The organism is Streptomyces sp. NBC_00328, from assembly GCF_036139655.1.
In the GTDB taxonomy this organism is placed as follows: domain Bacteria; phylum Actinomycetota; class Actinomycetes; order Streptomycetales; family Streptomycetaceae; genus Streptomyces.
Genome location: NZ_CP108013.1, coordinates 130,292 through 149,314, shown reverse-complemented (window position 1 = coordinate 149,314; position 19,023 = coordinate 130,292). Strand labels below are relative to the sequence as shown.

Here is a 19,023-nt window from a genome sequence, read left to right as displayed (position 1 = left end):
ACCAGTGCCGTCCATGGGGCGAGCTCCGCTTCTGGCAGCGGTGGCACGCACGGCTGGTCGGCAGGCAGGGCGGCGGATTCCTTCCATGCGCAGGGGGGACACATGTCGCCCCGCGCAAACCCCGTCCACATCAGGCCTTCGCCCAATGTCTTCCATGGAAATCGCATAGCGGACCTGGGCCTCGCGCCCATATCGATCTCCGTTCGTAGGGGAACCGCCCGAGGTCATCTTGTGCAACGGTGCTCAACAGGACGTCGGGACCGTGTCGAGTTCCGCTGGAGGACGGGCGCCTCAGCGCGCTGCCAGCAGTCCGCGGCTGCGCAGCACCCGGCGCTCCAGCGGGCTGAAGAACAGCAGGTCGATGGCGACGCCGACGACGAAGATCAGGATGATGCCGAGCAGCACACCCGGCATGTCGGAGAACTCCCGCTGGTTCTGCAGGTAGCGGCCGAGGCCGATCCCCAGATCGGGGGAGGAGGCGATGAGCTCGGCGGCCATCAGCGACCGCCAGGAGAACGCCCAGCCCTGCTTCAGACCGGCCAGGTACCCGGGCAGGGCGGCGGGCAGCAGCACGTGCCGGGCGCCGCGCAGACCGTTCGCACCGAGCGTACGACCGGCCCGTAGGAACAGAGGCGGCACCTGGTCGACCCCGGCGATCAGGCCGTTGGCGATCGAGGGCGCCGCACCCAGCAGAATCACGGCGTACATGGCCGAGTTGTTGATGCCGAGCCAGATGACGGCGGCCGGCACCCAGGCGACCGAAGGCAGCGACTGCAGGCCCGTCAGCACCGGCCCGATGGCGGCCCGTATCGGCTTGACCCGGGCGACGAGCAGGCCGATCGGCGTACCGATCGCGACGGCCGCCACGAAGCCTGTGACGCCGCGCCAGAGGCTGGTCCAGATGACGGAGAACAGGGTGCCGTCGCTCCAGAGGAGCGTGAGCGCGTGCCACACGTCGGCCGGACTCGACAGCTTCTCGGGGCTGGCCAGGTGCAGGCTGTAGGCGAGCTGCCAGAGACCGGCGACCAGCACGACGCCCAGGATCGGCGGCAGCACTTTCGCCCTCAGTACCTGGCTGAACGAGGCGCGCTGCGCGTGGCCGGCCTCCAGTGCGTCCAGGCCGGCCCCCAGTGCGTCGAGGCCGGCCCCCAGCGTGTTGAGGCCGGCCCCCGCGCCGTCGCGGCGGGCGGCGCGGCCGCTCGCCGCGGGCCGGGTGTCAGTGCTGGACATGGCGGCGTATCTCCCCACGCAGGTGCTCGGTGATTTCGATGGACAGCGCCGCGACCTCGGCGGATTCGCCCCGCAGCGAATGCGGCAGGTCGACGCGCCACTCCCGGGCGATCCGGCCGGGCCGGGACGACAGCAGGACGACGCGCTGGGCGAGGCGCACGGCCTCTCTGACGTTGTGGGTGACGAACAGGACGGTGAGCTTGCGCTTGTTCCAGATCCGGGTGATCTCCTCGTGCAGGACGTCCCGGGTGATGGCGTCGAGTGCGGCGAACGGCTCGTCCATCAGCAGTACGGTGCTGCCCTGGGCGAGCGCGCGCGCCATGGCCACGCGCTGGCGCATGCCGCCGGAGAGCTCGTGCACCCGCTTGCGGTACGCGCCGCCGAGGCGGACCAGCTCCAGCAGTCGCTCGGCCTCGGGCCTGCGGTTCTCGCGCGGCACGCCCGCCAGGCGCAGCGCCAGCTCGATGTTCCGACCCGCGCTCAGCCACGGGAACAGCGCGTGGTCCTGGAACATCAGCGACGGCCGGGTGCCGGGTACGTCGATGGTTCCGGCGCTGGGCTCGTCGAGCCCCGCCACCAGGTTCAACAGGGTGGATTTGCCGCAGCCGGAAGCGCCGAGCAGGGTGACGAACTCGCCCGGGGCCACGTCCAGGTTGATGTCGTCGAGCACGACGGAGCCCGCACCGGGGCGGCCGAAGGCCTTGGAGACGTGCGAGAGCCGGACCGCTGGGTAGTCGTCCGTGGTCTCGACGACGGGGACGCACTTCGGGATGGTCAGTGCCGTGGTCATTGCGGAAACCTCCTGCGGGCGTGGACGGGGGCACTGCGCGGAGCTACGGGGTGCGGGTCGTCACTTGACGCCGAGCCCGGCGTCCGCCACGGCGGGCCGGCCCGCCGCCGTGAGTACCTTGTTGAGCAGGGTCAGGTCGACGATCCCGGAGAGTTCGGGCTTGTCGAGCAGGCCCGCGGCGACCGCGTGGTCGGCCCCGGTCTGCAGGGTGCCGGCCAGCGGGTCGTCGATGAAGTCGATGCTTGCCCACGCGGGGTCGAGGATGGCGGGCGGCAGCGCATTGCCCGTGTCGGCCTTGATCTGCAGGTTGGCGTCGGCCTTCGCCTTCTCCGGGTCGGCCTTGATGAAGGCGTTGGCCGCCAGCGAGCCGCGCAGCACGGCCTCGACCACGTCGGGGTGCGCGGTCAGGAACTTCTGCGAGACGATGATGTCGGTGGTCACGAACTTGCCGTCCGGCCACAGCGACTTCTCGTCCAGCAGGACCTTCGCGCCGAGCGTGACCAGCCTGGAGGCGGTCGGCTCGGGCACCCAGGCGCCGTCGATGGAGCCGGACTTGTACGCCTCCGGCACCACCTTGTTCTCCGTACGGAGCACACTGACGTCGCCCGAGCCGGAGGCCGCGTCCACCTTGTAGCCCTTGCCCGCCAGATAGTTGAGCAGGGCGACGTCCTGGGTACCGCCCAGCTGCGGGGTGGCGAGCTTCTTGCCCCGGAGGTCGTCCAGCGAGCTGATCTTCGCCGGGTTGACCACCAGCTTGACACCGCCGGAGGCTGCGCCGCCGATGACCCGCAAGGACGTGCCGTGCGACTTGACGTAGCCGTTGATCGCCGAGCTCGGGCCGATCCAGCCGATGTCGACCGAACCGGCGTTGAGCGCCTCGATTTCGGCTGGACCGGCGTTGAAGAACTGGGACTTGATCCGGGTCGACCCCAGCTCCTTCTGGAACAGGCCGTCCTGCAGGCCCACCAGGGCGGTCCCGTGCGTGAGGTTCGGGAAGTAGCCGATCTTCACGGTGTCGGCGGAGAGCTTCGCACCCGAGGCGCCGTCGGTCTGCTTCGCCGGGGCTGCCTCGGCACTGGAGCCGTAGCCGCAGCCCGACAGCAGTCCGGCAGCCGCGGTCACCGCTACGGCCGCCATGGCCACGCGCCCGATCGTCTGGTAGTGCATCAGACCCAGTCCTCCTCGTTGGTTGCTTCGGCTGCGCGCCGTACGGTCTCGAAGGGCTCATCCGCCATGCCGGCTGCGAGGGTGGTGCCGTCGGCCGGGTCGATCAGCAGGAACGAGCCCGTCCGGCGGTTGTCGGCGTAGGGGTCGAGCGCGAGCGGCTCGGCCGTGCGCAGCACGACGTGGCCGATGTCGTTGACCTGCAGGCCCTCGGCACCGGGACGCCGTTCGAGCGTGCTGATGTCGATCCGGTACGAGATGTCCTTGACCACGGCGCGCACGGTGCGGGTGGTGTGCTTGAGCAGGACCTTGGCGCCGACGTGCAGGGGGCGCTCGTTGAGGTGACAGACGCTGGCCTCGATGTCCTTGGTGGGCGCCCCGGCCGTGCCCCCGGCCGCGATCAGGTCGCCGCGCGAGACGTCGACGTCGTCGGTGAGCCGGACGGTGACGGACTGGGGCGCCCAGGCGACGTCCGTCTGCGTGCCGAGCGCGTCGATGGCCGCGACGGCAGTGGTGTGGCCGGAGGGCAGGACGGTGACGGCGTCCCCGACCCGCAGCACGCCGGAGGCGATCTGGCCGGCGTAGCCCCGGTAGTCGAGGTGCTCGGCAGTCTGCGGGCGGATCACGTACTGGACCGGTAAGCGGGCGGGCTCCTCTCTCGGGTTGCTGCCGACCGGGACGGTCTCCAGGTGCTCCAGCAGGGTCCGGCCGCCGTACCAGTCCATGGTGGCGGAGTGCTCGACGACGTTGTCGCCGGCCAGCGCGGAGAGCGGGATCGCCACGACGTTCTTGACCCCGAGCGTGGCGGCGTACGAGGTGAACTCCTCGGCGATCTTCGCGAAGACGCACTCCTCGTAGCCGACGAGGTCCATCTTGTTGACGGCCAGGACCACGTGGGGCACCCGCAGCAGGGCGGCGACCGCGGTGTGCCGGCGGGTCTGCTCGACCATGCCGTTGCGGGCGTCGACGAGTACGACCGCGAGGTCGGCGGTGGAGGCGCCGGTGACCATGTTGCGGGTGTACTGCACGTGCCCGGGGGTGTCGGCGAGGATGAACCGGCGGCGGGCGGTGGCGAAGTAGCGGTAGGCGACGTCGATGGTGATGCCCTGCTCCCGCTCGGCCCGCAGGCCGTCGGTGAGCAGGGCCAGGTCGGGGGTGTCCTGTCCGCGGCCGGCCGAGACCTGTGCGACGGCCTCCAGCTGGTCGGTGAGGACCGACTTGGAGTCGTGCAGCAGGCGGCCGACCAGGGTGGACTTGCCGTCGTCCACGGAACCCGCGGTGGCGAAGCGCAGCAGCGTGGTGGCGCTGAGCTGCTCGGTGGTGGTGGTCATCGCTAGAAGTACCCTTCGCGCTTGCGGTCTTCCATCGCGGCCTCGGACATCTTGTCGTCGGCCCGGGTCGCGCCCCGCTCGGTGAGGCGGGAGACGGCGATCTCGGCGATCACCGCGTCGAGCGTGGCGGCGTCGGAGTCGACGGCGCCGGTGCAGGACATGTCGCCCACGGTGCGGTAGCGGACGAGCCGTTTCTCGACCGTCTCGCCGTCCTTCGGGCCGCCCCACTCGCCGGCGGTCAGCCACATGCCGCCCCGCAGGAAGACGTCCCGTTCGTGGGCGAAGTAGATCTCCGGCAGTTCGATCTTCTCGCGGGCGATGTACTGCCACACGTCCAGCTCGGTCCAGTTGGAGAGCGGGAAGACGCGCACGTGCTCGCCCGGCGCGTGGCGGCCGTTGTAGAGCTGCCACAGCTCGGGGCGCTGGCGGCGCGGGTCCCACTGGGAGAACTCGTTGCGCAGGGAGAAGACGCGCTCCTTGGCGCGGGCCTTCTCCTCGTCGCGGCGGCCGCCGCCGAAGACGGCGTCGAACTTGTGCTGCTGGATCGCCTCGGTCAGCGGGACGGTCTGCAGCGGGTTGCGGGTACCGTCGGGGCGCTCCTTGAGCTTGCCGGCGTCGATGTAGTCCTGGACCGAGGCCACGTGCAGGCGCAGGTTGTGCTGCGCCACCGTGCGGTCCCGGTAGTCGATGGCCTCGCGGAAGTTGTGACCGGTGTCGACGTGCAGCAGCACGAACGGCACCGGTGCCGGTGCGAACGCCTTGAGCGCCAGGTGCAGCATGACGATCGAGTCCTTGCCGCCGGAGAAGAGGATCACCGGCTTCTCGAACTCGCCCGCCACCTCGCGGAAGATGTGGACCGCCTCGGACTCCAGCGAGTCCAGGTGCGTCAGCGCGAAGGGGTTCCCCGACGCCTCGATCAGGCGATGGGTCATGGTCGTCATGCCAGGCCCCTCTCGGTCAGGAAGGTGTGTAGCTCGGCTGCGGAATCGGCCACCGAGCGGCCCTGCGTCTGGATGCGCAGCTCCGGGCTCTCAGGTGCCTCGTACGGGTCGTCGACGCCCGTGAGACCGGAGATCTCGCCGGCCGCCTGCTTGGCGTACAGGCCCTTCACGTCGCGCTGGGAACAGAGCGTGACCGGGGTGGCCACGTGGATCTCCAGGAACGGTGTGGCGCGGGCGGCGTGCCGGGCACGGACGGCGGCGCGGGAGTCGGCGTACGGGGCGATGACCGGAACCAGCGTCTTGACGCCGTGGGAGGACAGCAGCCCGGCCACGAAGCCGATCCGCTGCACGTTGGTGTGCCGGTCCTCACGGGTGAAGCCCAGGCCCGCAGAGAGGAACGCGCGGATCTCGTCGCCGTCGAGCACCTCGACCTCGTGTCCCTGGGCGCGCAGGCGCTCGGCGAGGGTGCGGGCGAGAGTGGTCTTGCCCGCGCTGGGCAGCCCGGTCAGCCACACGGTGGCGCCGCGCGCAGCGGCCGGGGCCGCCTCCGCGGTGTCCCCGGCGGCCAGGGTGTGAGCCGTGGTCACGGTGATGTTCTCCCGGGAGGTAGATGGCGTACTTCAGGGATGGGTCGTACGTCCCCCGCGCTGCAGGGCGTCGGCGCGGGCAGGGGCGGCGGGACCTTTCAGGCGGTGGCGAACTCGACCAGCGTCCGGCCGAGCACGTCCATGTCGATCCGGTGCCAGGATCCGGGCAGCTCGAGGCCCCGGCCGTTGGGCAGGGCCGCCGCGGTCGCCGCAGCCGCCGCACGCAGCCAGGCGCTGGTGCTGTCGCTGTTGAGGACCAGCGTCTCCGTCCGGAATCCGGCGAGTTGGCCGGCCGGGACGGTGAAGTCGCCGCAGATCTTGACGTCGTACAGCAGCGTGTGAGCGTTCGCCTCGTTCATCGCCCAGATCGGGCTCCTGCGCCACTGCGCGACATCGTCGGGGGTGAGGCCCAGGACGGGGCCGAGGAAGTACTCGGCCGCCTCGTCGCGCCGGTCGCCTTCCTCCAGGATGGCCCGGAGCGTCTCCGCGGAGTTCGACGGGGGCTTCGGGAACCCCTCGACCCGGAAGAACGGCTCGTGGAGAGCCAGCTTGGCGATCGACGTGCCCGCGAGCGCCGCCTGGAGCGCCACGTTCGCGCCCGTGGACCCGGCGAACACGGCCGCTGAGCCGCCCGCCTCCTCGATCACCGCCTGGAGATCCTCGATCTCCCGCTCGACGGCGTACTCGGGAGCGTCACCGCTCTGGCCGCGCCCGCGGCGGTCGTAGGCATACACGGTGCAGTGCTGCGCCAGCTCGGGAACGAGCTCGTCGAAGATCGTGTGATCGCGGAACGCACCGTTGAGCAGCACGAGTGGGGGGCCCTCGCCCGACTTGTCGTAGGCGATCGTCGTGCCGTCCCGGGAAACGACCTTGCGCATCACGCACTCCTCGTGCCGACCGGAGGTGCTCTCACCTCGCCCTGTGTCTGCAGCTTCGAATGCGCCGGTGCATAACCGGTCGAGAACCGATAGCGGCCCGCTTGCACCGCCTGCTGCCCCCGGCGGCGCCCAGTAGCTGACCTGCGGTTCTTCCCGGGAGAACGCAAACAGCCGTTCTTCACGCTTCGAGGTGTCGACCAACGAAGCGCTGAGGAACGGCTGGTGCGTAGGGCGTCGGAGGCCTGCTCCCGGGTCAGCCCCGCAGGGTGGCGATGGCCTTCTCGATGCGCCGCCGGCGCGTCTCGGGCATCTTCGCGCTCTCGACGGCACGCACGTGCTCGCGCTTGCGGCTGTACGTGAGGTGGTCGTACGCGGCGCGGGCGACCGGGTCGTCGTCCAGGGCCCGGGCGAAATCCTCCGGCTCGACGACGACGCGCGGCTCGGTGTCGAGCTCCAACTCGACCTCGACCTCCTCGCCGATCTCGACACCCGCGGCCTGCCGGTTGGCGTGGCTGAGGCCGATCAGGTGGCGGCCGCGCAGGAAGGCGACCCGGCTCTTCCAGGAATGCCCGTTGAGCGTGATCGTCACCGGTGGCCGCGAGCCCTCGCCGAGAGCTTCCACCACCTCGGGCGGAACCAGCAGGCCCCGCATGGGCTCGGGCGGCTCGACGTGGGACAGAAACTTCATGATCTACCTCTGATCTTGCGAGAGTGCCCCGGCCTTTAGGCCCGGGAGGATGTCAACTCCTGTTGTTCTGCCGGCTCGCCGCGGATCCGGCCCGCCCGGCTCCGGTGGCCGCTCCCGCTTCCCGCACGGCCCATCGCCGTGTCCGGGACGGCTGTGAGGCAGGGAACCGCGGCTACTCGGCGTAGGGCTGGTCGGTTCCCTGGGCGCTGAAGCCGAGACTCCAGACGTAGCCGTCCGGGTCGGCGAAGGTGCCGCCGTACCCGCCCCACGGCAGAGCGCCGGCGGGCTTGAGGACCGTGGCGCCGGCCTTCGCGGCCTCCGCCATGATCTCGTCGACCCGTGCCTCGCTGCGGACGACGTAGGTCAGGACCAGTCCGCTGAAGCCGCTGCCCTCATGGTCCGTGCCCACCTGGTCGGCCAGTCCTTCGCGGCTGTAGAAGCCGACGGGCGAGGCGCCGTCCGATTCGAAGAACACCGAGATGCCGTAGTCACTCTGGACCTTCCAGCCGAGCCCCTCGGTGTAGAACTGCTTGGCCCGGTCCATGTCCCGAACGCCGAGAAGGATCGAGCTGACGTGTGCCTTCATGTCGTACTCCTTGAGCTGTAGAGGTATACCTGTCGGACATCCGGGCCGGGGCCCGGCTGTCACAGGGACAAAGGTCAGGACGGTGTGGGGGCGGCAGCCTCCCAGACGAACCCGTCCAGGTCGGTGAAGGCGTCGGCGGTGCTGCCGAGGACGATGCGGTGCGAGCCCGTGCCGTCGGCGGGGACGCCGACCTCCTTGGCCAGGGCGCGGCGCTTGTACAGCGCCATTTTGACGGGGTGGGACTGACCGGGGGCGAACTCGACGTACATGCTGCCGACGCTCTTGGTCACGGTCATGCCCCGGCCGACGTAGAACTGCTTGGTGGCCCTCACCGCCTCGACGCCGATCAGCAGGACGACCTCGTCGATCTCGCGGGTGTCGGGGCCGGTGTCCTTCTTCGCCGAGGTCGCGATCTTCCAGATCGTCCCGTCCGGGGCCTGGAGGACGCCGCTGTAGCCCCACAGCGACTTCGCGGCGGGCTTCAGGACCGTGGCGCCGGCGTCCACGGCGGCACCGATGAAGCCGTCGACGGTGGCCGGCCCGGACACCGTGAGCGCCAGGGTGAAGCCGCGGAATCCGGTGGAGTGCGCCTGGGACGCCCGCAGGTGCAGGTACGTGTCCACGCCGAAGGCGCTGTAGAAGTGCCGGGCGGCCTCGAGGTCGGCCACCTCAAGGGTGACGGCCGCGATGGACGTGGTAACTGGGGTGGAAGTGGTGGTTGCCATGACCATCACCGTAGGGGCCGTGCGGCGGCCGGGGCTTCTCGATTCCTGACCGGTCTTGAGACCTGCTTCGCCACGCACGCCGGCATCCCCTCCACCTTGATCGCCGACCCGGCATCGCGGGGGGCACCCGCAGCATCGGCATGGTCGGCCGCCGCTTCCGCCGCCTGGCGCCGGAAGGCCCCGGGCGGCATGCCGACCAGCTCGGTGAAGCGGGTGGTGAACGTGCCCAGCGACGCGCAGCCGACCGCGAAGCAGACCTCGGTGACGCTGACGTCGCCCCGCCGCAGCAGCGCTGTCGCCCGCTCGATGCGACGCGTCATCAGGTACGCGTACGGCGACTCACCGTAGGCGGCCCGGAACTGCCGACTCAGGTGCCCGGCGGACACGTCCACATCACGGGCGAGCGCCTCCACGTCCAGTGGCTGCGCGTATTCCCTGTCGATCCGGTCGCGGACGCGGCGCAGCCGCGCGAGATCAGCCAGGCGCTGCGCCTGGATGCGTGCACGCCGCCATTCAGGCTTGCACATGAGAACCCTCTCCTTCGTCTTTCGTCTTCGTTTTCCTTCGACGTGTCGGGGTGCCCACTCTGGTGCGCCGCCGCGTTCCTTATGGGCGGTGGCGATGTCGGCCCGCACGGCTGCATCGGTACCCGCACTGCTCAGCGAAGCTCCTGGATGCGGACCAGGTTGCCCGCTGGGTCGCGGAAGGCGCAGTCGCGGATGCCGTACGGCTGCTCGGTCGGCTCCTGGACGACCTCGGTGTCACCGGCCTGCACCTTCTCGAACGCGGCGTCGACGTCCGGGGTGGCCAGCAGGATCCATCCGTAGGTGCCCTTGGCCATCATCTCCGTGATCATGCGGCGCTCGTCCTCGGTGATGCCGGGATCGGCGGCAGGCGGTGTCAGCAGGATCGAGGTGCCCGGCTGACCGGCCGGGCCTACCGTGATCCAGCGCATCCTGCCCTGGCCGACATCGCTGCGGACCTCGAAACCGAGGACGTCGCGATAGAAGGCGAGCGAAGCGTCCGGGTCGTCATGCGGCAGAGAAGCCGTGTGAATGGTGATGTCCATGGCGAGCAGGCTAGAGGCGGCTCCGTGAACCGAGCTTCTCGATTCCTGACCGATCCGGACACGCCCGGACGTTCGCGAGCATGTCACGCGGAGCGCACTCGCTCCCCGCGACAGAGCCGTTGCTGAGTCCGTAGTCAGGTCTCAGCATTCCGGGCATTTCGGCCCGGAAGGTCCGTCACATCACCAAAGCGTCAGGGCTTCGGCTTGAGTACGGTCTCCCGTTTCCGTCTGCTGCTGCTGCTGCGGCAGGGTTGCGCCACCTGCCCGCCCCGTCCCTGCCTTGCGACGGGGGCGGGTGGTGCGGGTCTTGTGGTCGGCTCCACGAGGCTTCGACACCTTGGGGGTGTCCAGGTCTCCGGCCACTCCGGTACCTGTTGCTGCGATTGCCGCGAGGGCGGCGAGGTTGCGGGCTGCGTTGTCGTCCCGGTCGATGACCAGGCCACAGGCGTCGCATTCGTAGGTCCGGATGTGCAGCGGCAGTTTGGCTTTCACCGCGCCGCACCCGGAGCAGGTCTTGGAGGAGGGGAACCAGCGGTCGGCCGCGATGATGCGGGTGGCGTGGCGCTGGCGGGTCTTGTAGGTGAGCCGGCGGCGGATCTCGCCGAATCCGGCGTCGGCGATGTGCCGGGCCAGGCGCCGGTTCTTCATCATGCCGGCGACGTTGAGGTCCTCGATCACGACGGTGCCGTACTCGCCAGCGACGCTTGTGGTGAGCTTGTGCAGGGCGTGCGCGCGGAGGTTCGCGACCCGGTGGTGCACGCGGTTGCGCTGGGCGTTGGCTTTTTCCCACCTGCGGGAGGCCTTCCGCCCGGTGCGGCGGTCGGGGCCCCGGCGCCGGGAGACGGTGCGGGAGGCCCGGCGCAGCTGCTTCAGCGCGGTGCTCAGGTGCCGCGGGTTGGGGACCTCACGGATCTCGCCTGCACTGTCGGCCATGACGGCCAGGGTCTTGATACCGAGGTCGATGCCGACCGCGACGTCGGGGCGTGCGACGCGGCGGATGTCCCGCGCGGTCTCGACCTGGAAGGCGACGAGCCAGCGTCCGCGTTCGTGGCGGACGGTCGCGGACAGGATCCGCGCCCTGCCGGCCTGGACGCGGTGCAGGAGCTTGGCGGTGGGCTCGTGGACGCGGAGGGTTCCGAGCCTCGGCAGGGTGACGTGCCGGCCGTCGGCGTCGAGGCGGATGGTGCCGGTGGTGAACCGGCAGGACAGGCGTGTCTTGTGCTTCGACTTGAACCGGGGCATCCCGAGCTGCTTGCCCCGCCGCTTGCCCTGCTTGGACTTGGCGTAGTTGTCGAACGCGGCCGACGCGTTCGCCAGACCGGTGGAGTACGCCTCCTTGGAGTTCTCCTCCCACCAGGAGGCGAACCGGGGGTCCGTGTGCTTGGCGGCGTTGAACTCCTTGCGCAGCGATGGCAGCGACCACGGCCGCCACTCGGTCAGCGTGCCCTCGGGGACGCCGTATGTCTCCTCGGCCCGGCGCTGCCACCAGGACGCGGTCACCCAGCCGACAGCCCAGTTGTACGCCGCGCGCGCCGCACCGCAGTGCGAGCGCAACGCGTGCTCCTGGGCGGCGTTCGGGTCCAGCGCGAAGCGGTACGCCTGCACCACGAACCCGGGCTGCGGCCGGAACTTCTTCACTCGGCGGCCTCGCCGGTCGCCACGGCCACAGCGCGGGCGGCCCGGGTCTTCGCCGCCCGCTGCCCGTACAGGCGGGCGCACATCGAGGTGAGCACCTCGGTGACGTCCCGCACCAGGTCGTCCGCGGTCTCGGCAGGGTCGAGGACGACCATGCGCCGGCCGGACGCCGACAGCGCGGCCTCCAGGTGCTCGACACCGAACCGGGCCAGCCGGTCACGGTGCTCAACCACGATCACAGCCGTACCCGGGTCGGCAAGAAGCCGGTGCAACTTGCGGCGGCGCCCGTTCAACCCCGACCCGACCTCGGCCACGACCTCCGCGACAGCCAGGCCCAGTCCATTCGCGCCGGACACCACCCGCGCAGCCTGCCGATCCAGGTCGGCCCTCTGATCGGCTGACGACACACGGCAGTACGCCACCACGCGCCCGGACGACGGGGCGGCAACCTCGTCGACCAACCACGTCCCGGACGGCGCCTGACGGACCGGCACGGCCATCTTCCCGTCCCTCACCCACCGCCATGCGGTCTGGTAGCTCACGCCCTGCTGACGCGCCCACTCCGACAGCCTCACAAAACCAAGCTACGTGAGATGCCTGACCAGAGACGACTATGAATGATTAGGAAATCCATGGCAGTTGTCGCCCCCGAGGCCCCGTCAGCCGCTCTCCAGGGGCAGCTCCTCGGACTCCCCGCCGCCTAGGTCCCGCGCGGCTGCAACTCCACGGTGGTGCCCCGCCCCGCGGACCGGCCCCAGGGACACGAGATGTGCGGCTGCCGGCGGCCGTCCCCCCGCCGTCCTGGGAACCCGGCGCACGCCCGGCGGAGTTTCTCGGGGCGGGCCCGCCTCCGGTGTTCGCGGGCTTCGGCAGCTTCGTCGCGGGCGGTCCCGAGCACCCGTCCGCGCTCCTGGTGAAGGCCTTCCGTACCGCTGGCGGCCGCGATCCGTGAGGCCCTCGTGATCCCGCCTTCCCGTCCCCGCGCACCGGCCGACAGGACGGCCTCGCGGCCGTCCTGTCGGCCTCTGGGGAGTGCCTAGCTCCAGGCGGCGCCCGCGGGCTCCTGGACGGTGGCGTTCAGCCGGTTGAAGAAGTTCGTCGTCGCGATCATGAGGATGATCGCGGCGAGCTGCTGCTCCGTGAAATGGTCGGCGGCCTCGTCCCAGACCGCGTCCGGCACGGCCTGCCCGCTGTGGTCGGCCAGCCGGGTGGCGGCCTCGGTCAGTGCCAGGGCGGCGCGCTCGGCGTCCGAGAAGAACGGCGCCTCGCGCCAGGCAGCGACGGCGTGCAGGCGCTCGTCGGTCTCCCCGGCCTTCTTGGCGCCCGTGACGCCGGCGTGGACACAGGAGCTGCAGCCGTTGATCTGGCTCGCGCGCAGGTGCACCAGGTCCAGCGTGTGTTGGTCGACCCCGCCCTGGTGAATGGCCTTGTAGAGGTTCTGAATGCCCTTCATGGCGTCCGGCAGAACCTTGGCGGCGTTCGTCATACGAGCCTTCATCGGGTGCTCCCTCAGTGGTGTTCTTCGTTCTTCCGTCCGTCACAACACTGACGGATCCCGCCCTACGGGGGGGACCGGCGAACGAGGCAAACCTTTCGAGCGGCGGCACGCCCCCTCCAGTGACCAGCGGCGATTAGGGAGCCTCATGCGCGTCTGTATCACTGCTTGAGCGAGCCTCATGCGTGCCTGTGCCACCGCTCCAAGGAACCTCATGCGTTCCTGTGCGACCGCACAGCTGACGGGTGGCAGGTCCAACAGTGCGATTTCACCCCGACGTTCCCCTATCGCGGCACCCGGTCGTACGTGCTGCTCGACGGGATCGGCAGCAGCGGCGAGGTGCGCGACCGGGCCCGGGCCACCGCCCGCCGCCTCGTCCGCGCCGCCGCCAAGGAGGGCGCGGAGCGGGGCCTGCGCGCGGTGCACTCCGCGATCGCGGCCGCCCCCAGGGCATCCAGGTCTCCACGTTCCGCCGCGAGCCCTGACTGCACACCGTCCGCCTGACGCGCCGTCCGTACCCGCGCCCGGCCGTCCGTCCGTGCATCCGTGGGTGGCCGGGGCGCCGGCGCATCACCTCGGCAGGAGACCGCTGACCACCTGGCCCGTCGGCTCCGCGGCCGCCATCCTTCTCGTCCGACCGCCCCGCCCCCATCCTCCCCGCGCCGCCCCGGGCCCCTTCCCGGGCTGAGCTCCCGCATAGCGCGCCCCCTGCTCGACCGCATAAGGCTGAGGTCAGGAATTCGGCCGGAAACGGACCGCCATCGGGCGAGGGAATCCGAGTTCAAGCCAACTCCAGGGACGCTCCACCAGGACTCCATCCCTCTGGTGAAGAACCTTTGTGTACCCAGTTCCGTACGAGCCCCCGCTCCACGGCTCCTGACCCTCGGTGAGCGTCACATGACGATCCAGACCCCGGCACCATCCCCCACAGAAACGGTTCCACCGCCCGTTCCTTCCCCCACCGTTGTGAGCCGATACGCTGCCTTCGTCGCCGGCCGGCGCTCCAAGTGGGTCGTGCTTGTGCTGTGGTTCCTGCTCATGGGTATCGGTGGCTCGCTGGCCGCCGGCCTGGCAGACGTACAGGACAACGACCCTGAGGCATGGCTGCCGTCGAGCGCCCAGTCGACCAAGGCGGTGCAGCTCGCGGAGCAGTACTTCGCCGACAAGGACTCCAGCACCGCAGTCGTCGTCTACGCCCGCGAGGGAGGCCTCACCCAGGCCGACCTGTCCCGGATCGACGGCGATCGTGCCCGGCTCGCCGACAAGGTGGCCATCGGCAAGGTCTCCCCTGCCGTGGTCTCCGAGGACAAGGTCGCGGCCTTCGTGAGCGTTCCGCTGCGCACCTCGCCCAGCGACAACAAGGTGCTCACCGACAAGGTGACCGAAGCCGGCAAGCTCACCTCCGACGGCGCCCCCGCTGGTCTCGACATCAAGATCACCGGCGAGGCCGGGAGCATCGCCGACTTCGCCGAGGTCTACTCCGGCATGGACGGCGCGCTGCTGGGTGTCGCGCTCGGCGTGGTGGCGCTGCTGCTGCTCGTGACCTACCGCAGCCCGGTGCTGTGGCTGATTCCGCTGATCACCGTGGGGCTGGCCAGCCAGGTGGCGAGCGGCGTGGTCTACCTCCTCGCCAAGCATGCGGGGCTGATGGTCAACGGTCAGAGCGCCTACGTACTCATGGTGCTCTCGGTAGGCGTGGGCACCGACTACGCCCTGCTGCTCATCTCCCGCTACCGGGAAGAGCTGCACCGGCACGAAGACCGCCACACGGCGATGTCGCTGGCCGTGCACGGCTCGCTGCCGGCCCTGGCCGCCTCCGCCGCGACGGTGACGATCGCGTCGCTGTGCCTGGTGTTCGGCAGCATGAACAGCACCCAGGGTCTGGGACCGGTCGTCGCCATCGGTGTGGTCCTGGTGTTCTTCGCCATGACCTCGCTGCTGCCGGCGCTGCTGGTGATCCTGGGCCGCTGGGTGTTCTGGCCCGTGAAGCCGCGCGTCACTGCGGGATACGACCCGAACTCGGCGCAGGGGCACGGCACCTGGGCAAAGATCGCCGAGGCCGTGGGACGGCGCCCGCGCGCGGTGTGGATCGGCACGGCGCTGGTGCTGGGCGTCATGGCGCTGGGCATCGCCGGCGTACAGACCGGCCAGACGCAGGCGGAGCAGTTCACCGGCAAGGTCGACTCGGTCACCGGCCAGCAGGTTCTGGCCAAGCACTTCCCCGCAGGCTCGTCTGCTCCTGCGGATGTGTACGTCCGCGACGCCGGGGCCGAATCCGCGACGGCCGTCGTCGCCAAGGTGCCCGGTGTGTCCTCCGTCAGCGCCCAGGTGGCCAAGGGCGGCTGGACGCACCTGACAGCAGTGCTCCGCGACGCTCCGGACTCCGCGGCCGCCAAGGACACCGTCCGGGACATCAGGACGGCGCTGGACGGATCGACCGGGCCGGCAGCCGACGCGGTCGTCGGGGGCCAGAGCGCGGTGGCGCTCGACGTCTCCGAGGCGCAGGGTGACGAGGAGACGCTGCTGATCCCGCTGATCCTCGCGGTGGTGCTGGTGATGCTCTTCATCCTGCTGCGGGCGAGCATCGCATCCGCGGTGCTGCTCGGGTCCGTGGTGCTGTCGTTCGCGGCGGCCGTCGGCACGGCCTCGCTGCTGTTCCACGCACTCGACCACGCGAAGATCGACCGCGGGCTGGTGCTGTTCGGCTTCATCTTCCTCGTCGCGCTGGGCGTCGACTACACCATCTTCCTGATGACACGCGCAAAGGAAGAGGTGCGGCTGCGCGGGCACCGCGAGGGAATCCTCACCGCGGTAACGGTGACCGGCGGTGTCATCACGTCGGCGGGTGTGGTGCTGGCTGCCACGTTCTGCGTCCTTGCGGCCATCCCCACGGTGAGCGCACTGCAGCAGGGGCTGCTCGTAGCGGTCGGCATCCTCCTCGACACGTTCCTGGTACGCAGTCTGCTGGTTCCGGCGCTGGCCCTGGACCTGGGGCCGCGCTTCTGGCGGCCGGGCCTGACGCCACAGGAGACGGCGCCGCACGAGTCCGCGAAGAGCCGGGCCGAAGCGCCGTCCACCGTCTGAGTTTGCGGTGTGACGTCGCGGGTCACTCGACGAGCTGATCCGCGGTTCTTCCCGGGACGACGCAGGCGGCCGTTCCTCACGCTTCGAGGTGTCGACCAACGAAGCGCTGAGGAACGGCCGCTGCGTTTGTGTGCCCCTTCCCCTGACCTGACGCGACGGCCTGCTCGTCTGCTTGACATCCTCCCCCTCTTAAAAGTAGGGGGATTCCAACCGAGGTGGGTTGGGGTTCACGGACGCTCGACCGCTGTTCGGGCGGTGTCGTCCCTCCGGAACCGGCTGAGCGCCGGGGGCGGGGATCCCGCCCTGTCCTGCCGCGACGTTGATGGCTGCGTTGGTGTCCGCGTTGCAGGTGAAGCCGCAGAAGGAGCAGACGAACTCGGCTTGGCTCTTGCGCGAGTTCTTGTCGATCCATCCGCAGGCACTGCATCGCAGGCTGGTGTAGGGGGCGGGGACGTCTTCGACCCGGCCCAGGGCCTTGTGCCCGGTGCGTTGGCGCAGCAGGCCCCAGCCCTGCGCGAGGATGGCCCGGTTCAGCCCGGCTTTCTGCCTGACCTGCTTGCCGGGCTGCTCGGTGGTTCCGCTGGCCGAGCGGGTCATGTTCTTGATGTTCAGCTTCTCGAACCGCACCAGACGGTAGGTGCGGGCCAGCATCGTGCTGGTCTTCTCGCACCAGTCCTTGCGCCGGTCGGCGTCCTGGAGCAACTGGTCGCCGACGGCACCACGGTCCTGCTGACCACCCAGTACCTGGAAGAGGCCGACCACCTGGCCGATCACCTCGTGGTGCTGGACCGCGGCAGCGTCATCGCGCAGGGCACCCCGGCGCAGCTCAAGGTCGATCTCGGCTGGGCCACGGCCGTGGCCCAGCCGACACCTACCGCAGCGGCCGGGTCCTGCTCGCGGGTGACGCCGCCCACGACACGCCCCCGCTCGCCGGCTGGGGAGTGAGCACGGGCATCCAGGACGCGGCCAACCTCGGCTGGAAGCCGGCCGCCGTGGCGAACGGCACGGCCCCCGACAGCCTGCTCGACACCTACCACGCCGAACGGCACCCGCTCGGCGAGCAGTTGATGCGCAACACGCACGCCGCGACCATGTTCTACCTCAGCGGTCCCGAGATGGACCCGCTGCGCGCACTCGTGCGCGAACTGGTCACCGACGGCTCCGCCGCGGGGCACTTCGCGGGCATGGTGAGCGGACTCGGCGTCCGCTACGACATGGGACCCGGCACCGCCGGACCGCTGGGCCTGAGGCTGAACCCGGACCGTGAACTGGAACGGGCCGACGGCACCCGGGTTCGGGTGGCCGAACTGCTGCGCCCGGCACGGGGGGTGCTCATCGGCGCCGACGGCTCCGCCGCGGCCCCCGAGCCGGCCGCCGCCTGGGCGGACCGGGTTGACACCTTCACCGGCAGCTGGCCAAGGAGTCCGCCACGGACGGTTCCCTGCTGATCAGGCCCGACGGGCACATCGCCTGGGCCGCGCACGGCGGGGGAGACCTCGCCCAGGCACTCGGCCGATGGTTCGGTCCGGCCCGCAGCGCCGCGAAGGTCTAGTCCCGCTCCGGCGCCCTGCGGGGCGCCGGAGCACCGATTTCAGGAAACGGCAGGGACACCTTGCCCTCAAAGAAGGAGACAAGGCAGCGATGACCTCCCCCATTCTGGTCACCGGTGGCACGGGCGACCTAGGACGGCACGTCGTGCCGCTGCTGCACGCCGCGGGCCGCGACGTCCGGGTTCTGAGCCGCCACCTCCACGACAACAGTGAAGGCATCGAGCACTACGCGGTCGACCTCAACAACAGCGACAGGCTCCAGGACACCATCCGCGGCGTCGACACCATCCTGCACCTGGCGGGCGGCCCCAAGGGCGACGACAAGATCACCCAGAACCTGGTCCGCGCGGCGAAGAAGGCCGGCGGCGTCCAGCACATCGTGCACATCTCGGTCATCGGCACGTACACCATGCCGCTCGGATGGTTCCGGGTCCAGCTGGAGGCCGAGAAGGCCATCACCGAATCCGGCATCCCGTGGACCATGCTGCGTGCCGCCCAGTTCCACGACATTGTCTGGTCCATGGCCGAGAAGATGTCGAAGATGCCGGTCGTGCCCGTCCCCGGTCTGCAGTTCCAGCCGGTCGACTCGCGTGAGGTGGCGGCCCGTCTCGTGGAGCTGACGCTCGGCCGGCCCGCCGGGCTGGTCCCCGCACTGGCCGCTGGGCGACCTGCTGCGCAGCTACCTGCACTCCCAGGGCAAGTGGCGTCCGCTGATGCCCATGCGGATGCCCGGCAAGGCGGGCAACGCCTACCGCGCGGGCGAGAACCTGGCACTGAAGAACAACGACATCGGCAAGCGCACCTGGGAGGCGTTCGTCGCCGAGCGCTCGGCGGCCTGAGCGCCTGCCCGTATCCCAAACGCCGCTGCCGGGGCTCCCAAGAGCCCCGGCAGCGGCGTTCATCCGCAGGTGCAGACGGGCTCAGCGCGGCTCCAGCTCCTTGACGAGCGCCCGCTCCACCGGTGTGAGCGGCACCTCCCAGCACAGCCGCTCCGGGTGTCCGGGCACGGGGTCCTCCAGCCGCAGGAACCGCTCCGGGTGTTCGGGATCCACCCCCGTGTAGTAGCTGCCGTATGCCTTCAAGGCGCTGTACACCTCACTCAGGCAACGGCGGGCAAATGAACGCATCATGTCCGACCTCACTTCAGGGCCGTGGTGACGGGCCGTTCAGCCCACCTTCCGGGGGTGCGGCCGAGAAACACTGGACAGCCGCCTCAAGCACGGTCGAGAACCGCTCCACCGCCGTCCGTGCCCGCCTCGGCCCGCAACCG

The 19,023-nt window shown here is 70.3% G+C and carries 20 protein-coding genes and 1 pseudogene; 4 read left to right on the top strand and 17 right to left on the bottom strand.

Going from position 1 to position 19,023, the window contains the following annotated elements:
• Positions 1–291: 291 nt before the first annotated feature.
• The 15 genes from OG485_RS00650 to OG485_RS00580 all read right to left on the bottom strand — a co-directional run bounded on the left by OG485_RS00650 (position 292) and on the right by OG485_RS00580 (position 13,122).
• On the bottom strand, positions 292–1,230 hold the full coding sequence (locus OG485_RS00650; RefSeq protein ID WP_326782985.1) for an ABC transporter permease: 939 nt from the start codon (positions 1,228–1,230) through the stop codon (positions 292–294).
• Complete coding sequence (locus tag OG485_RS00645) at positions 1,217–2,020, bottom strand: ABC transporter ATP-binding protein (RefSeq protein ID WP_328663385.1); 804 nt, start codon at positions 2,018–2,020, stop codon at positions 1,217–1,219. The genes OG485_RS00650 and OG485_RS00645 overlap by 14 nt, the downstream gene beginning before the upstream one ends.
• A gap of 60 nt (positions 2,021–2,080) precedes the next feature.
• Entirely contained in the window at positions 2,081–3,187 is a 1,107-nt protein-coding gene (locus tag OG485_RS00640) for an aliphatic sulfonate ABC transporter substrate-binding protein (RefSeq protein WP_442813917.1), read from the bottom strand.
• Positions 3,187–4,515 carry a sulfate adenylyltransferase subunit 1 gene (locus OG485_RS00635; protein WP_328663382.1) on the bottom strand — a complete coding sequence of 443 codons (1,329 nt, stop codon included), beginning with the start codon at positions 4,513–4,515 and terminating at the stop codon, positions 3,187–3,189. The genes OG485_RS00640 and OG485_RS00635 overlap by 1 nt, the downstream gene beginning before the upstream one ends.
• Before the next feature lie 2 nt (positions 4,516–4,517).
• A complete protein-coding gene (gene cysD, locus OG485_RS00630) occupies positions 4,518–5,447 on the bottom strand; it encodes a sulfate adenylyltransferase subunit CysD (protein ID WP_326790619.1) in 930 nt (309 codons plus the stop codon).
• 5 nt (positions 5,448–5,452) lie between these two features.
• The gene (gene cysC / locus OG485_RS00625) at positions 5,453–6,043 is read right to left on the bottom strand and encodes an adenylyl-sulfate kinase (protein ID WP_442813916.1); all 591 of its coding nucleotides are present in this window, start codon (positions 6,041–6,043) and stop codon (positions 5,453–5,455) included.
• A gap of 98 nt (positions 6,044–6,141) precedes the next feature.
• Complete coding sequence (locus tag OG485_RS00620; protein WP_328663380.1) at positions 6,142–6,921, bottom strand: alpha/beta fold hydrolase; 780 nt, start codon at positions 6,919–6,921, stop codon at positions 6,142–6,144.
• Between the two features lie 253 nt (positions 6,922–7,174).
• Positions 7,175–7,609, bottom strand: coding sequence for a YdeI/OmpD-associated family protein (locus OG485_RS00615; RefSeq protein WP_326782981.1), 435 nt, complete (start codon positions 7,607–7,609; stop codon positions 7,175–7,177).
• Positions 7,610–7,781: 172 nt separating this feature from the next.
• A complete protein-coding gene (locus tag OG485_RS00610; protein WP_328663377.1) occupies positions 7,782–8,195 on the bottom strand; it encodes a VOC family protein in 414 nt (137 codons plus the stop codon).
• A 74-nt stretch (positions 8,196–8,269) separates the two neighbouring features.
• On the bottom strand, positions 8,270–8,926 hold the full coding sequence (locus tag OG485_RS00605) for a glyoxalase (protein ID WP_328663375.1): 657 nt from the start codon (positions 8,924–8,926) through the stop codon (positions 8,270–8,272).
• Positions 8,926–9,447, bottom strand: a complete 522-nt coding sequence (locus tag OG485_RS00600) for a helix-turn-helix transcriptional regulator (RefSeq protein ID WP_328674201.1) — start codon at positions 9,445–9,447, stop codon at positions 8,926–8,928. The genes OG485_RS00605 and OG485_RS00600 overlap by 1 nt, the downstream gene beginning before the upstream one ends.
• A gap of 131 nt (positions 9,448–9,578) precedes the next feature.
• Positions 9,579–9,989 (bottom strand): VOC family protein, encoded by a 411-nt coding sequence (locus OG485_RS00595; protein WP_328663373.1) that lies wholly within the window; start codon positions 9,987–9,989, stop codon positions 9,579–9,581.
• 180 nt (positions 9,990–10,169) lie between these two features.
• On the bottom strand, positions 10,170–11,627 hold the full coding sequence (tnpB, locus tag OG485_RS00590; RefSeq protein ID WP_328663370.1) for an IS607 family element RNA-guided endonuclease TnpB: 1,458 nt from the start codon (positions 11,625–11,627) through the stop codon (positions 10,170–10,172).
• A complete protein-coding gene (locus tag OG485_RS00585) occupies positions 11,624–12,199 on the bottom strand; it encodes an IS607 family transposase (RefSeq protein ID WP_328663368.1) in 576 nt (191 codons plus the stop codon). Before OG485_RS00585 ends, tnpB begins: the two co-directional genes overlap by 4 nt.
• Before the next feature lie 461 nt (positions 12,200–12,660).
• Positions 12,661–13,122, bottom strand: a complete 462-nt coding sequence (locus OG485_RS00580; protein ID WP_326782977.1) for a carboxymuconolactone decarboxylase family protein — start codon at positions 13,120–13,122, stop codon at positions 12,661–12,663.
• Between the two features lie 165 nt (positions 13,123–13,287).
• On the opposite strand from OG485_RS00580, the gene OG485_RS00575 reads away from it, so the two are divergent.
• Positions 13,288–13,623, top strand: a complete 336-nt coding sequence (locus OG485_RS00575; protein ID WP_328663366.1) for a hypothetical protein — start codon at positions 13,288–13,290, stop codon at positions 13,621–13,623.
• A gap of 462 nt (positions 13,624–14,085) precedes the next feature.
• Positions 14,086–16,203 carry an MMPL family transporter gene (locus OG485_RS00570; protein ID WP_328663364.1) on the top strand — a complete coding sequence of 706 codons (2,118 nt, stop codon included), beginning with the start codon at positions 14,086–14,088 and terminating at the stop codon, positions 16,201–16,203.
• Between the two features lie 189 nt (positions 16,204–16,392).
• Here OG485_RS00570 and OG485_RS00565 read toward each other — a convergent pair whose 3' ends face one another.
• The gene (locus tag OG485_RS00565) at positions 16,393–16,977 is read right to left on the bottom strand and encodes an RNA-guided endonuclease InsQ/TnpB family protein (protein ID WP_443048634.1); all 585 of its coding nucleotides are present in this window, start codon (positions 16,975–16,977) and stop codon (positions 16,393–16,395) included.
• A gap of 68 nt (positions 16,978–17,045) precedes the next feature.
• Here OG485_RS00565 and OG485_RS00555 point away from each other — a divergent pair.
• Together OG485_RS00555 and OG485_RS00550 are read left to right on the top strand one after the other, a co-directional pair.
• Positions 17,046–17,755 (top strand): annotated as a pseudogene (locus OG485_RS00555) (FAD-dependent monooxygenase).
• A gap of 143 nt (positions 17,756–17,898) precedes the next feature.
• Positions 17,899–18,696 (top strand): SDR family oxidoreductase, encoded by a 798-nt coding sequence (locus OG485_RS00550; protein ID WP_328663359.1) that lies wholly within the window; start codon positions 17,899–17,901, stop codon positions 18,694–18,696.
• On the opposite strand, the gene OG485_RS00545 is transcribed toward OG485_RS00550, so the two are convergent.
• Positions 18,674–18,847 (bottom strand): DUF6059 family protein, encoded by a 174-nt coding sequence (locus OG485_RS00545; RefSeq protein WP_326782971.1) that lies wholly within the window; start codon positions 18,845–18,847, stop codon positions 18,674–18,676. The genes OG485_RS00550 and OG485_RS00545 overlap by 23 nt on opposite strands.
• Positions 18,848–19,023: the final 176 nt, after the last annotated feature.

What these genes read in the sequence shown, in the direction of transcription:
- OG485_RS00650 (WP_326782985.1), bottom strand. Translation starts at nt 1,230, where the DNA reads ATGTCCAGCACTGACACCCGGCCCGCGGCGAGCGGCCGCGCCGCCCGC.
- OG485_RS00645 (WP_328663385.1), bottom strand. Translation starts at nt 2,020, where the DNA reads ATGACCACGGCACTGACCATCCCGAAGTGCGTCCCCGTCGTCGAGACC.
- OG485_RS00640 (WP_442813917.1), bottom strand. Translation starts at nt 3,187, where the DNA reads ATGCACTACCAGACGATCGGGCGCGTGGCCATGGCGGCCGTAGCGGTG.
- OG485_RS00635 (WP_328663382.1), bottom strand. Translation starts at nt 4,515, where the DNA reads ATGACCACCACCACCGAGCAGCTCAGCGCCACCACGCTGCTGCGCTTC.
- cysD (WP_326790619.1), bottom strand. Translation starts at nt 5,447, where the DNA reads ATGACCCATCGCCTGATCGAGGCGTCGGGGAACCCCTTCGCGCTGACG.
- OG485_RS00620 (WP_328663380.1), bottom strand. Translation starts at nt 6,921, where the DNA reads ATGCGCAAGGTCGTTTCCCGGGACGGCACGACGATCGCCTACGACAAG.
- OG485_RS00615 (WP_326782981.1), bottom strand. Translation starts at nt 7,609, where the DNA reads ATGAAGTTTCTGTCCCACGTCGAGCCGCCCGAGCCCATGCGGGGCCTG.
- OG485_RS00610 (WP_328663377.1), bottom strand. Translation starts at nt 8,195, where the DNA reads ATGAAGGCACACGTCAGCTCGATCCTTCTCGGCGTTCGGGACATGGAC.
- OG485_RS00605 (WP_328663375.1), bottom strand. Translation starts at nt 8,926, where the DNA reads ATGGTCATGGCAACCACCACTTCCACCCCAGTTACCACGTCCATCGCG.
- OG485_RS00600 (WP_328674201.1), bottom strand. Translation starts at nt 9,447, where the DNA reads ATGTGCAAGCCTGAATGGCGGCGTGCACGCATCCAGGCGCAGCGCCTG.
- OG485_RS00595 (WP_328663373.1), bottom strand. Translation starts at nt 9,989, where the DNA reads ATGGACATCACCATTCACACGGCTTCTCTGCCGCATGACGACCCGGAC.
- OG485_RS00580 (WP_326782977.1), bottom strand. Translation starts at nt 13,122, where the DNA reads ATGAAGGCTCGTATGACGAACGCCGCCAAGGTTCTGCCGGACGCCATG.